Origin of the sequence: Pacificibacter marinus, from assembly GCF_900109555.1 — a bacterium.
GTDB classification, from domain to species: Bacteria; Pseudomonadota; Alphaproteobacteria; order Rhodobacterales; family Rhodobacteraceae; genus Celeribacter; species Celeribacter marinus_C.
The window spans coordinates 266,431-278,015 of sequence record NZ_FNZV01000002.1 but is presented as its reverse complement, the minus strand read 5'-3'; the positions used below and the strand labels follow the sequence as shown (position 1 = coordinate 278,015).

Annotated in this window: 13 protein-coding genes and 1 pseudogene; 3 read left to right on the top strand and 11 right to left on the bottom strand. The window is 52.8% G+C overall.

Going from position 1 to position 11,585, the window contains the following annotated elements:
• Positions 1-11: 11 nt before the first annotated feature.
• Positions 12-614: a histidine phosphatase family protein gene (locus tag BM025_RS04545; protein WP_085847715.1), complete on the bottom strand. Its 603-nt coding sequence runs from the start codon at positions 612-614 to the stop codon at positions 12-14.
• Between the two features lie 116 nt (positions 615-730).
• Between BM025_RS04545 and BM025_RS04540 the strand changes: the two genes are divergently transcribed.
• On the top strand, positions 731-1,009 hold the full coding sequence (locus tag BM025_RS04540) for a hypothetical protein (protein ID WP_085847716.1): 279 nt from the start codon (positions 731-733) through the stop codon (positions 1,007-1,009).
• A gap of 91 nt (positions 1,010-1,100) precedes the next feature.
• Here the strand turns inward: BM025_RS04540 and doeB are convergent, their stop codons facing one another.
• The 10 genes from doeB to ehuR all read right to left on the bottom strand — a co-directional run bounded on the left by doeB (position 1,101) and on the right by ehuR (position 10,989).
• The gene (gene doeB, locus BM025_RS04535; RefSeq protein ID WP_085847978.1) at positions 1,101-2,090 is read right to left on the bottom strand and encodes a N(2)-acetyl-L-2,4-diaminobutanoate deacetylase DoeB; all 990 of its coding nucleotides are present in this window, start codon (positions 2,088-2,090) and stop codon (positions 1,101-1,103) included.
• Positions 2,087-3,271 carry an ectoine hydrolase DoeA gene (gene doeA, locus BM025_RS04530; RefSeq protein WP_085847717.1) on the bottom strand — a complete coding sequence of 395 codons (1,185 nt, stop codon included), beginning with the start codon at positions 3,269-3,271 and terminating at the stop codon, positions 2,087-2,089. The genes doeB and doeA overlap by 4 nt, the downstream gene beginning before the upstream one ends.
• On the bottom strand, positions 3,268-4,263 hold the full coding sequence (locus tag BM025_RS04525) for a cyclodeaminase (RefSeq protein WP_085847718.1): 996 nt from the start codon (positions 4,261-4,263) through the stop codon (positions 3,268-3,270). The genes doeA and BM025_RS04525 overlap by 4 nt, the downstream gene beginning before the upstream one ends.
• Positions 4,260-5,237 carry a hydroxyectoine utilization dehydratase EutB gene (gene eutB, locus BM025_RS04520; RefSeq protein WP_085847719.1) on the bottom strand — a complete coding sequence of 326 codons (978 nt, stop codon included), beginning with the start codon at positions 5,235-5,237 and terminating at the stop codon, positions 4,260-4,262. Before eutB ends, BM025_RS04525 begins: the two co-directional genes overlap by 4 nt.
• Positions 5,234-6,028: an aspartate racemase/maleate isomerase family protein gene (locus BM025_RS04515; RefSeq protein WP_085847720.1), complete on the bottom strand. Its 795-nt coding sequence runs from the start codon at positions 6,026-6,028 to the stop codon at positions 5,234-5,236. The genes eutB and BM025_RS04515 overlap by 4 nt, the downstream gene beginning before the upstream one ends.
• Positions 6,029-6,036: 8 nt before the next feature.
• On the bottom strand, positions 6,037-6,474 hold the full coding sequence (locus BM025_RS04510; RefSeq protein ID WP_085847721.1) for a universal stress protein: 438 nt from the start codon (positions 6,472-6,474) through the stop codon (positions 6,037-6,039).
• A 9-nt stretch (positions 6,475-6,483) separates the two neighbouring features.
• Positions 6,484-7,767, bottom strand: coding sequence for a TRAP transporter large permease (locus BM025_RS04505; protein ID WP_085847722.1), 1,284 nt, complete (start codon positions 7,765-7,767; stop codon positions 6,484-6,486).
• A 3-nt stretch (positions 7,768-7,770) separates the two neighbouring features.
• Complete coding sequence (locus tag BM025_RS04500; RefSeq protein ID WP_085847979.1) at positions 7,771-8,373, bottom strand: TRAP transporter small permease; 603 nt, start codon at positions 8,371-8,373, stop codon at positions 7,771-7,773.
• A gap of 94 nt (positions 8,374-8,467) precedes the next feature.
• Positions 8,468-9,487 carry a TRAP transporter substrate-binding protein DctP gene (dctP, locus tag BM025_RS04495; protein ID WP_085847723.1) on the bottom strand — a complete coding sequence of 340 codons (1,020 nt, stop codon included), beginning with the start codon at positions 9,485-9,487 and terminating at the stop codon, positions 8,468-8,470.
• Positions 9,488-9,615: 128 nt separating this feature from the next.
• Positions 9,616-10,989, bottom strand: a complete 1,374-nt coding sequence (gene ehuR, locus BM025_RS04490; RefSeq protein WP_085847724.1) for a MocR-like ectoine utilization transcription factor EhuR — start codon at positions 10,987-10,989, stop codon at positions 9,616-9,618.
• 65 nt (positions 10,990-11,054) lie between these two features.
• Between ehuR and BM025_RS19645 the strand changes: the two are divergent.
• Positions 11,055-11,374: pseudogene (locus BM025_RS19645) on the top strand (Lrp/AsnC family transcriptional regulator).
• Entirely contained in the window at positions 11,349-11,534 is a 186-nt protein-coding gene (locus BM025_RS19420; RefSeq protein WP_342027540.1) for an Lrp/AsnC ligand binding domain-containing protein, read from the top strand. Before BM025_RS19645 ends, BM025_RS19420 begins: the two are co-directional and overlap by 26 nt.
• The last annotated feature ends 51 nt before the right edge of the window (positions 11,535-11,585 follow it).

Here is an 11,585-nt window from a genome sequence, read left to right as displayed (position 1 = left end):
AGAATGATTGCTTATTTTAGATATGCTTGCGCATCCGCATCAGAGGTCAGCACAGTTTCAACCCCGTCTGACAGAGCAAAAACAACACCTTGATGATGGGACAGTTGCGCTATTTCGGGCAGATCAAGACCGCGCAACAAACCACGCAAAAACGCTGACACAACACCGTGCGACACGATCACCGTTGGCCCGCACACTCCGCCCAAATAGGCACGACACCGCGCCTCAAGCGCTTGCGCACCTTCACCATCAGGGGCAGATAAAAACAGATCAAACATGTCTTCTTCGGCAGCGGACCCGCCGCGTTCAGCCACGATATCGGCACGAAGACGGCCTTCCCAGCTGCCTGCGGACACTTCCATCAACAGGTCATTTTTTTGCACAACGCGCCCGTCAGCGGCGCAAGTTGCGGTATCCCAAGCGCGCTTTAGCGGGCTGGCATCCATCGCAATGTCCGGCATAGCTGCAAAAATAGGTTTTAAAATATCGCGCTGCTGCACAGCTTGCGCGTGGCCTTTTTGCGTCAGTGGGCTGTCCAAACGCCCTTGCAAGCGCCCCTCAAGATTCCACTCGGTTTGGCCGTGTCTTAATAGAAAAATCTGGTGTTCAATCATGCGGATTTATTAACGGGTGACATCTATGCGTGCAATGGAAAAGGCGGGCGTAAGATTAACTTGCCAAACACCTTAAATGTTCTTATTTTGTTCTTAACGCAACTAGGAACACAGTCATGCCCGACTCAAAAGAAACACCCAAAACGCATTACATCTGCCAAACGTATATCGAAAAGAAAAGCGGCAACGCTCAGCAAGCCAGCTTGCAGATTGGCAAACAAATCCAATACTCCACAGCCTCAGCCGCAGAAGAACGTGCAGAGCGCGAATGCCGATCTGAAAACTGCGTCGGCGCGGACGCTTATATGGTTGTCGAAGATCCCAATTCTGGCGAAGTCGGCCTGCCTACATTTTTAGCCAGACACGGCACAGTCCCCGAAATTGACGCTTTTTGACGACAGCGCTTTTTGATGACAGCGAATGTGCGATACATCGGCGGGCAAAATCACTAACAGTGCATCAACACTCTGCGAGCGCAATCGTCCCCTAAACGGGGACCGCGACCAAACCGATGAAATCGCCCATTTTCACCAAGCCCGGGACATGGCGCGCCGCGAGAATACCAGCCCGCTTTGCCACACAAGACACAGGGTCGCAGCCCGTGCGATCACTGGGCCAAATACGGGCAATCATTTGGTTTTTTTGTACGGTATCGCCAAGATCGACAAGATATTCGATCAACCCAGCATCCATAGAAAACTGAAAACAGTCCTCATCAGGCATATCAAGCTGCACCGTCTCTGACAGGTCAGGCGCACCCGACAAAATCCCCGCATGTTTCAACAAATTACGCGTGCCTTTGCCTGCAATTGCAACACTTTTGGCCGTGGCTGTGCCAGCCCCACCAAGCTCAGTGGTCACAAAAACCTTGCCTTGGGTTTCGACCTCGGTGTCAAACATGCCCACGTTGTCAATTTCCAACATCCGCACAGAATAAGGCGCGTTAAATGCCTGCATCGCGGCCATACAAGCGGATTCTTGTATTTTATTATCAAGCACATGTGCCGCAGCATAGGGTAAGAAATCCAACGTGCGGCCACCAGAGTGAAAATCCAAAACGATATCGGCAAGTGGTACCAAATGGGTCGCAACATAGTGTGCGATTTTCTGAGTCACACTGCCGTCAGATCGTCCGGGGAAATTGCGGTTCATATTGCCGCCATCAATCGGTGAACACCGCGTGCCCGCCTGAAAAGCTGGCGTGTTCATAATCGGCACAATAATCACGCGCCCGCGCACCTCGTCCGCAGACAATGACGTCGCCAAGTTTTGCAACGCAATCGGGCCTTCATATTCGTCACCATGATTGCCCCCGGTCAAAAGTGCGGTCGGGCCAGCGCCATTCGCAATGACCGTGATCGGGATCATAACCGACCCCCATGCACTATCATCACGACTATAGGGCAGTTTTAAAAAGCCATGATGCACCCCATCCGCGTCTAGTGGAATGGTCGGTTGGATCGGGTTTTTCATCATGATTTCACCCATAGTTCGCGCTCGGTAGTGCAAAAACACTCATGGCCCTCTTCGGTGATCAAGATCGGCTCAGTGATTTCCAATCCCCCATCATCCAACCATAGAGCTGGCATAAAGTGGAATGTCATACCGGGTTCCAACACGGTGGTGTCGCCCCGACGAAACGAAATCGTGCGTTCGCCCCAATCGGGGGGATAGCTGATGCCGATGGCATATCCGCACCGGCTGTCTTTCTCAAATCCCGCTTTGTTCAACGTGGCATTGAAAGCGTTGGCGATGTCTTGGGCCTGATTGCCGGGGCGCGCCTGTTCCAGACCCGCCTCAATCGCGTCAAGCACAGCATTTTCAGCATCGCGGTATTTCTGAGGCACATCGCCCAAAAACAACGTACGTGATTGCGGGCATTGATAACGCCGATGCGCCCCCGCAATTTCAAAAAACGTCGCCTCGCCTGTTTCCAGAGGCCTGTCATCCCATGTTAAATGCGGCGCGGTGGCATCCAAACCAGAGGGGGCCATGGGCACAATAGCGGGGTAATCCCCCCAAAAACCGTCAGCGCCACGAATACCTGTGGCGTAAATTTCCGCGATCAAATCGTTCTTGCGCATTCCGGGCTCTGCAAGTTCAAAAATACGCGCATGCATGGCCTCTACGATCCGCGCGGCGCGCTGCATATATTCAATCTCGCGCTCGGATTTCACCGCACGCTGCCAGTTTACCAACGCGGTGGCATCATTCAACGTAGCCTTTGGCAAGGCCTTTCCCAATTCGGCATGTGCCGTGGCAGAATAGTAATAATTGTCCATTTCAACGCCAATACGTGCGCCTTCCAGCCCTAAATCGGCCAAAATCCATGCCAAATCTTCCATCGGATGCTTTTCAGGGTTTTGCACATAGGTGTCATCATAGCCGCGAATACGATCATCACTTTGCATAAAAACAGTACGGCGCGCGCCAAGCGCATCCATGCCACGCCCCCACCAAACGGGATCGCCTTCATGGGTCAAAATCACGCCTTGAAACACATAAAACGACCAACCGTCATATCCCGTTAGCCACGACATATTAGAAGGATCGGTCACCACGATGGCTTCATGACCTGCCGCAGCCATCGCCGCGCGCGTTTTGTCGATGCGGCGGTAATATTCTGCATCGGTGAAGTTATTTTCAAATGTAGTCACGTCCCGTGTCCTCCTTTGTGAATGGCTGCAAGCGCGTAGGTGGCAATTGCCGTATCCTGTGCGCCTGTGCCGGTTAAATCAGCAATCGTAATGTCGTCTGAGGTGCGACGCCCGTGGTGTTTGCCTGTCAAAACGTCGCTCAATTCTGCAAGATTTGGACTATGATCAATGCGGTCACGGTCAATCACACCCGCCTCTATCGCAGCACGCAATTCCCCCATGGTTTTGGTTTGTGAAAACCTGTCCGCCACATATAAATCTGCTCGTGTCAGACATGCCGCTTCAAGTTCATTTTTAGATGATTGATCCGACCCCATCGCCGTGATGTGCTGGCCGGCTTGCAGCCATTCAGCCATCACGATGGGCTGTGTCGCGGGCGTGGTGGTAATAATTATATCCGCGCCAGCCACAGCTTTTGCGGGGTCTGTGATCACATCAACAGCTATACCCAAACGGGTGCTTGCGATGCGTGCAGCCTGTACAGCTTGGTCTGGATTGCGCGCCCAAATCGTTGCTTGTTTAATCGGGCGTACAAGGCAGAGCGCTTGCAATTGCAACAAGGCTTGCGTGCCCGCACCAAAGATCGCCGCGCGGTGCGCATCTGGTCGCGACAAAGCCCGCGCAGCAACAGCGCCAGCCGCAGCCGTGCGCAGATCGGTCAGATAGCCATTGTCCAACAGCACCGCTTGCACCTGCCCCGTTTGGGCCGAAAACAGCACCATCAATCCTGATGTTGACGCAAGCCCCAACGCGGGATTGTTAAAGAAACCGGGCGAGACTTTCACGGCAAAGCCCGAAAACCCAGGCAGATATGCGGTTTTGATATCCACCTCGCCGTTGACCATTGGCAAGTGCATCGACAATACAGGCGGCATAACTACACCGTCTTGCGCTAAAATTTTGAACGCATTCTCAATGCAGTCCACGACATCAAGTGTCAAAGGGACAGCGCCGCGCAATTGGTCTTCGCTCAAAACTGAAATGGCGTTCATACGGGATCACCGCAGATCAAGCGCTGATGCTGGCCCATGTCGATATTTCCACCGCTTAAGATAATGCCAAGCGGACCAGTGCTGTCAATTTTGCCCGCAAGCACTGCAGCAACGCCAACGGCCCCTGCGCCCTCAACGATCTGCCCTTCGTGCTCATAACAATGACGAATACCTGCTGCGATCTCGTCCTCGCTTAGCAGCACGATGTCATCCACAAGTGCGCGGGTCATGGCAAAGGTCAGGTGGTTGTCCAGCCCTATTCCGCCGCCCAAAGAGTCCGCAAGTGTTGGCAATTCGGGAACCTCAACGGGTTTTCCCGCCGCCAGCGAAGCATGCATCGCCGCACCACGCGCCATTGATACGCCGATGATGCGCACGTCAGGTTTGCGGGCTTTAAGGGCCGCAGCCACGCCAGACACCAGCCCGCCCCCAGACACTTGTACCAAAACGGTCGCAAGCTCGGGCAGATCATCCAAAAGCTCTAGGCCAAGCGTGCCCTGTCCCGCGATAACGTGGCGATTGTCGAAAGGCGGAATGGTGGCAAAGCCTTCGTCCGCGATCAACCTATCGACTTCGTACTGGGCCTCATCTTGTGACGCGCCGATGATGCGAATATCCGCCCCAAGCGCTGCAATTCCATCGATTTTAGCCTGAGGCACAAGGGTCGACATGCAGATCGTCGCACGCGCACCAACAGCACGGGCGGCGTGCGCCAAGGCACGACCATGATTGCCAGTTGAAACCGCCACAATACCACGGGCCCGCGTCGTCTCATCAAGTGACAAGACCGCGTTCATCGCTCCGCGCAATTTGAAGCTGCCAGTGATTTGTTGATGTTCAAGTTTCAGATGAACAGGCTGTCCGAGATACGCGCCCAAAGACGCAGATCGCGTTGTAAATGTGCGCCGCACATGGGGCTTGATACGCGCATGTGCCGCTTGGATTTCAGTCAGTGTTACAAAGGGTTGCGTCATATCGCACCGGATGCATCTGGGGGCGGGTAATCAAACAAACGTCCAGCACGGCGCGCAGGCGCTGGCAATCCAGCAAGGCCGCGCATGACCCAAAGTGTTGCTTGATTGGATGACACCACAGGCTTGCCGATGCGTGTTTCAATCGCGTCAATAACGTCGACCGCAGGCAGTGACGTGCATGATAAAAACAAAGCCTCCACATCGGGATCATCCAAAGACACGGCAGCCTCGACCAAGGCGTCCAGATCGATCCGCGCCATATCGCGATCATCGCCGAGACCAAAACAGCCGCAGCGTTTGACCGCAATGCCGTTGGTTTCAAAATAGCGCACAACGGGTGCTGTGGTTTCAGGCAAATAAGGAGTCAAAAGCGCGATACGTTTGGCACCCAGCGTTTTAAGCGCCGCAAGGCCCGCACTTGATGGGGTGACCACGGGTACATTCGGGCGGCTTAAACCAATCGCTTGGGTCACCGTTTCGTTGCTCAACGTGATTGACGCAGACGTGCAGGCAAAAGCAATCGCAGACAATTCCACACCGGGCACCAAAAGCGCTGCAGCGGTTTTCAGATTGGGGCCCATAGCGCGCAAATTGTCTGGTGTTGTTGGGTTATCAAACGGAATGCGCGCGACATGCAACCTTGCCTCGTTCCAATCGATCAGGCGCGCGGCGTCCCGTTCAAATGTCAAATCTGTCGCCAAAGCGATCACACCAAGACGCGGCAATGCCGTGTCGATCGGTGAAAATCGAGGGACGAGTGGTTCTATTTTAGCGGGATTTCCCTGTGACATAGCGTGACCTAAACGACCAAAACCGGCATCGATGCCAATCCTGTCACCTTGTGAGAAACACTGCCCAAAAAGTAGCCGTCGATTGACCCTGTGCCGCGTGACCCCAAAACGATCACATCCGCTTCATGCTTTTTGGCAAACTCAACAATGGATCGCGCAGGCTGACCAGAACGGGTAAAGGCACGCACTTCTGTCGCGCCCTCTTGTGTCGCAATTTTGCGCGCACAATCGGCAATTTCGCGGGCGTTTTCTTCCAACGCTTTGTCTGGCGTTGAATGCTTTGCCCCCCTGATCATCGACAAAGAGGCTTCGGTCATCGAATGATGCCGATACACCGTTAAGATCAAAAGTTTAGCGCCCGCCAAATTCGCAAGTTCGATAGCCTTATGCAGAGCGTTTTCCGATTGAGCAGAGCCATCACAGGCTGCGAGTATAGTTTTGAACATGGGATATTCTCACTTAAATGCGAGGTCACGAAGGAACAAAGCGATTTGCGGGAAGAAAATAAGTGCGACGGACACCGACAGCAAAATAGCGATAAACGGCGGTGTTCCACGGATCACTTCGATATAGGGGCGTTTAAACACAGCTATCGCGGTGAAAATATCGCACCCAAAGGGCGGCGTGGCCGACCCTATGGCAACTTGAAGCGTGATGATGATCCCGACATGCACCGGATCAAGACCAATGGCATCGACCACAGGCGCAAAGACCGGCACCAAGACCAAAATCACCACGATGGGATCAACAAACATACACCCAATAAAGAACGCCACAGAGATCACAAAGAGCACGCCAATGCTCCCCATATCATCAATGCCAACGGCGCCCAAAACAGCTTGCGGGATTTGTGCAAAAGAGATGATCCATGAAAAAGCAGCGCCCGCGCCAACCAAAATGAACACAACAGCCGTGATCAGCCCTGTAGATTTTGCAGTGTCAAACACACCGCGCAAATCAAGTTCACGGAAAATAACGACCTCAAGGATCAAAGCGTAAAGCACACAGGCCGCAGCAGCTTCGGTCGGTGAAAACACACCGCCGTAGATGCCGCCAATGATAATGGCAGGAAATCCCATCGGCCAAAGCGCCCTTTGCACAGCTTTCAAACGCTGCGCCCAGTTGGCGCGCGGTTCGGTCGGCACATCATTTCGGATCGCATAGATCACTGAAAAGATAGAAAAACAGACCAAGATCAAAAGGCCCGGACCGATGCCCGCGATGAACAGTTCAGCAATCGAAGTATTGGACACCACGCCGTAAATGATCATCCCGATCGACGGGGGAATAAGAAACGCGATGTCGCTGGAATTGACGATCAGCGCCAGAATAAAGCTGTCTTTGTAACCAGCTTTCAACATCCTAGGCCGCAAAGGGGACCCGATGGCCACCACGGTGGCTTGCGTTGATCCAGACACAGCGCCGAACATGGTACAGGCCGCAGCTGTCGCAACCGCCAAGCCGCCTTTGAGATGGCCGACAAAGCTCATGACCATGTCAATCAAACGCCCCGCCGATTGGCCGCGCGTCATGATATCAGCCGCGAAAATAAACATCGGAACAGCGATCAACGATGCGGGGCGAATGCCTGCAACGATTTGCTGCACCGCCGTTTCAATCTGGCTCAAATCGCCAAAAATTAAAAGAAAGCCCGTGAGTGTGCCTGCCATCAAAGGGATCATCATCGGGAACCCCAGCAGCAAAAGCACGATCATCACTCCAAATACGATCCATGCCATTGCTTAAATCTCCCGCTCGTCGTTGTCGTAGCCTTCCAAAACATTGGTCGACAGATATATGTCTGGCTCGATGATGTTTTTGATCGCGGTCAGCACATATTGCAGGCCCGTCAAAACGAAACCCATAGGCACCCAGCACAGCGTCACCCACACGGGAATTTGCAAGGCCGGAAGCACACGACCACGGCCCATTGTTGTCAAAAGAAATTGCAGCGAATACCACGCCAACCCCAGCATAAAGATCGCTGTGACAAGAGAAATTAGGATCGTCATCATTTTACGTGGCTTGGGCGGAAGCGTGTCATAAATCGCCGACATACGAATGTGTCGCCCATGCCGTGCGGCATAGCTGATCCCTGCAAAGGTGATCAGAATTATGAGAATGCGATTGAGTTCTTCGGAAAAGTACAGGCTTTCAAAAAACACCCGCCCTATCACGTTGGCAACAGTGTTTAGGGCCATCAACAAAACGCCAGCGGCCAGCATAAAGGCCTCAAGCTTTGCTATACCAATGTCGAGCACCCCCAACACACCGGGCAGCGCCGAGGTGTCATCGGTCAGGATATCTGCATCCGGCTCAACCAATGGCTGACTGGCGGCAAGCATGTCGTTTTCTTGTTCGTTGGTCACGGTGTTTGAATCCTGCACTCACAAGGGAAAACAGGCACACGGGGGATCCCCCGTGTGCCTGTTGTTGATCTTATTGTGTTGCGACCTCTGCCGCTTTGAGATCGGCTTTCATCTGGGTCAAAATGGCTTCGCCTGTGTCGCCTGTCATTTCGATATAGGCAGCTTCAACTGGACCAGCCGTCGCTTTGAATGGCTCACGCTCTGCCTCGGACAAAATGTTGATTTCCATCTCAGGTTTCGCAGCCAAGATATTGTCAAAGCTCGTTTTTCCCAGTTCAGACTGATACCCAAGGATGTATTCAAATGCCGCATCTGTGGCGTTTGCGATCACTGTTTTATCTGCATCGCTCAAGCCATCGTAAAAGTCTTTGTTGGCCATCGCAGCTGTGGTGAAGTTGTTGTGACCGATACATGTGATCACGTCCGTCACTTCGTACATCTTGGTTGAATCAAGGTAGAAACGTGGGTTTTCTTGACCTTGGATGATACCCGTTTGCAGCGCGCCGTAGACTTCGCCCCATGGCAGCGGCGTTGGTGTCGCGCCGAATGCGCTGTAGCTTTCCACCAACAGTGGGTTGGTCATCACGCGGAATTTTACGCCCGCAAGATCAGCAGGTGATTTCACCGGTTCTTGTGTCGTCATGCAAACTTCACCCTCTGGGTACATCGTCAACAGCTCAAGCCCCTGCTCTGCGTAAAGCGCTGGGAACATTTCTTTAATGGCTTTAGAATTGGTGAAGAATTCCTGCAGCGTTGCCTCGTCTTGTGGCAAAAGATATGGAACAAAGAACACCTGTGCTTCGGGGATCAAAGCACCTGTGAAGCCTGGTGACTGGTTCACAAATTGCAAGATGCCGGATTGTGCTTGTTCCATGATGTCGGCGCTTTCACCAAGTGTTCCAAATGGGAAAAGCTGCAGCGTGTGTTCGGAATTTGCTTCGATCTCTTCTTTGAATTTTTGGGCAAAAACACCCTGCACTTCTGATGCGGCTTCTTCGTGTGCGTAGCGCCAAGTGTCGGCAGTTGCAGCAGACGCGGAAAGGACAAAGGCCAAGGCGCCAGTGGTTAAGGCTGTTAGGTGATTGTTCATCATGTTCTCCAAAGTGTTGATGGGCCGCATTGCCAGAGTGACGCAGCGATTTTTAACCAAGACATGAAATCATCACAATTAAGAGTCAACATTTACATTAAATCATTACAATCTTACGATCCGAATAGTTAGCGCTCTCTATTTTCTGCATCAATTTTTCGCACGACATGCAAAGCCTCACGCAGAACCGTCGTATCTTCGACGCCCAATGCGATCCGAATACCCGGCTTTGACGCAAGCGGTCCGATGGAAAACGTAGAGCCTGGCGCAACAAGAATTCCCGCGTCACGAGAACGCTCAACCAAACGCGCCTCAGACCCGATATCGGCACAAGGCAGCCAAGCTTGCAAACCCGCACGGGTCACACGCACGCCATTTGGCGACAAGACGTCTTGCGCAATATCACCTCGCTCCCGCAATGCCACACGCTGCCAATCGCATAGCGCATCGGCAGTTCCATCGGAAATCCACTGGGTCGCGATCTCATACATAAGCGGCGTGACCATCCAATTTGTCACCATGTGCCGTTCGCGCACAGTGCTGGCCATCGCTTGCGGCACGGCCAAAAAACCAACCCGCAACCCCGGCATTAAACACTTTGTCAGGCTGGTAAAATAATAACAGCGCTCAGGTGCCAAAGCGGCAAGTGGCGGCAACGTGGCCTCTGCCGACAACGGCCCCCACGCGTCATTTTCGAGAATTGCAATGTCATATTTGCGCGCCACTCTGACGATTTCGCTCCGACGTTCGCGCCCCATGACACAAGACAAAGGTCCCGCCCGAGGCACAATAAACAAGGCCTTTACCGCCTCATTCTTACATATTTCCTCTAAAGCGTCGGGTAAAATGCCCTCATCGTCCATCTCGATACCGCGCAAACGCATCCCAAGACTGCGACACAAAGCGGGCAATGTATGATGCCCCATCGATTCCGTCACAATCAAATCGCCACTGTGAGCCACGCTCATCAAAGCAACCGTCATCGCCGATGTATTGCCATTGGTCGGGATCACATCACGACCATGGCGCGACACACCGCACCGCATCAACCAGTGATCCACAATGGGCACATGACGGTTAGCGATGGTGGACGCGCGAAAAGACGACAAAACCTCATAAGGCAAATCTTGGGCAATGCGGCGCAACGCAGTGCGCAACGCATCCTTTTGCAAATCCCCGACGATAGGCTTGATCAAAGCCAAATCCAATACCTGCGTCCCTGCCCGTACCGCGGGAAATGGCAACGCGTTATCATTGGCAATACCGCGCACAAAACTGCCGCGCCCGACCTCACCCACCACGTGCCCCGCTTCAACAAGCCGCGAATAGGCACGACTGACGGTTTGCACACTGAGCCCCAGCTGATACGACAGCTCTCGATGGGTGGGCAACCGCTCTCCCGGTTGAAGGGCTCCATCCTCAATTGCGTTTTCGATCACCTCCATCAACGACCTATATCGAGGGCGCTTGAGGGTACTTTTATCAGGGAGCCAATTATACATAACAATACTGTCCTAACTTTCATAACAATTGACAAGAGCACCCGTTACCTTGACGTGATAATGTAATGAATATGAAACGACTTAATAAGATGGATTTTGAACTGCTGTCCATCCTTGCCCGTGATGGGCGGTTGAGCAAAAGTGAGCTTGCCAGCGTGTAGGCCTAGGACCGACAAGCTGTTGGGAACGCATCCAAAAACTTGAACAAGCGGGCGTGATTACCTGCTATAGCGCGGATGTTTCTGTGCGGGTTTTGGGACCATCCGTGACGATGTTTGTACAGTGGAATTGGGCGAACACCGCACCCAAAATTTTGATCGGTTTAAACGTGAAGTTGCTCGATAAGATGAAATTGTCGACTGCTGGCCCTTGGTGGCGGCTATGATTATCTGATTCAGATCATCACACGCGACATCGTCAGCTACCAAACTTTCATGGAGACAGTGCTTGAACAACGCGTAGGCGTATCGCGGTATTTCAGCTATATCGTAACCAAATCTGTCAAAAACACACCGCCCCCTTTCGATAGTCTGTTGCCAAACTGACGGGTTTACCGAAAGATTTTCGGTTGGCCTATATAAATTAGCGCAAAAGCC

Bases quoted from the DNA above. Each gene is read 5' to 3' on its own strand.
- BM025_RS04545 (WP_085847715.1), bottom strand. From the start codon at position 614: ATGATTGAACACCAGATTTTTCTATTAAGACACGGCCAAACCGAGTGG.
- BM025_RS04540 (WP_085847716.1), top strand. From the start codon at position 731: ATGCCCGACTCAAAAGAAACACCCAAAACGCATTACATCTGCCAAACG.
- doeB (WP_085847978.1), bottom strand. From the start codon at position 2,090: ATGATGAAAAACCCGATCCAACCGACCATTCCACTAGACGCGGATGGG.
- BM025_RS04525 (WP_085847718.1), bottom strand. From the start codon at position 4,263: ATGAACGCCATTTCAGTTTTGAGCGAAGACCAATTGCGCGGCGCTGTC.
- eutB (WP_085847719.1), bottom strand. From the start codon at position 5,237: ATGACGCAACCCTTTGTAACACTGACTGAAATCCAAGCGGCACATGCG.
- BM025_RS04515 (WP_085847720.1), bottom strand. From the start codon at position 6,028: ATGTCACAGGGAAATCCCGCTAAAATAGAACCACTCGTCCCTCGATTT.
- BM025_RS04510 (WP_085847721.1), bottom strand. From the start codon at position 6,474: ATGTTCAAAACTATACTCGCAGCCTGTGATGGCTCTGCTCAATCGGAA.
- BM025_RS04505 (WP_085847722.1), bottom strand. From the start codon at position 7,767: ATGGCATGGATCGTATTTGGAGTGATGATCGTGCTTTTGCTGCTGGGG.
- BM025_RS04500 (WP_085847979.1), bottom strand. From the start codon at position 8,373: ATGCTTGCCGCCAGTCAGCCATTGGTTGAGCCGGATGCAGATATCCTG.
- dctP (WP_085847723.1), bottom strand. From the start codon at position 9,487: ATGAACAATCACCTAACAGCCTTAACCACTGGCGCCTTGGCCTTTGTC.
- ehuR (WP_085847724.1), bottom strand. From the start codon at position 10,989: ATGTATAATTGGCTCCCTGATAAAAGTACCCTCAAGCGCCCTCGATAT.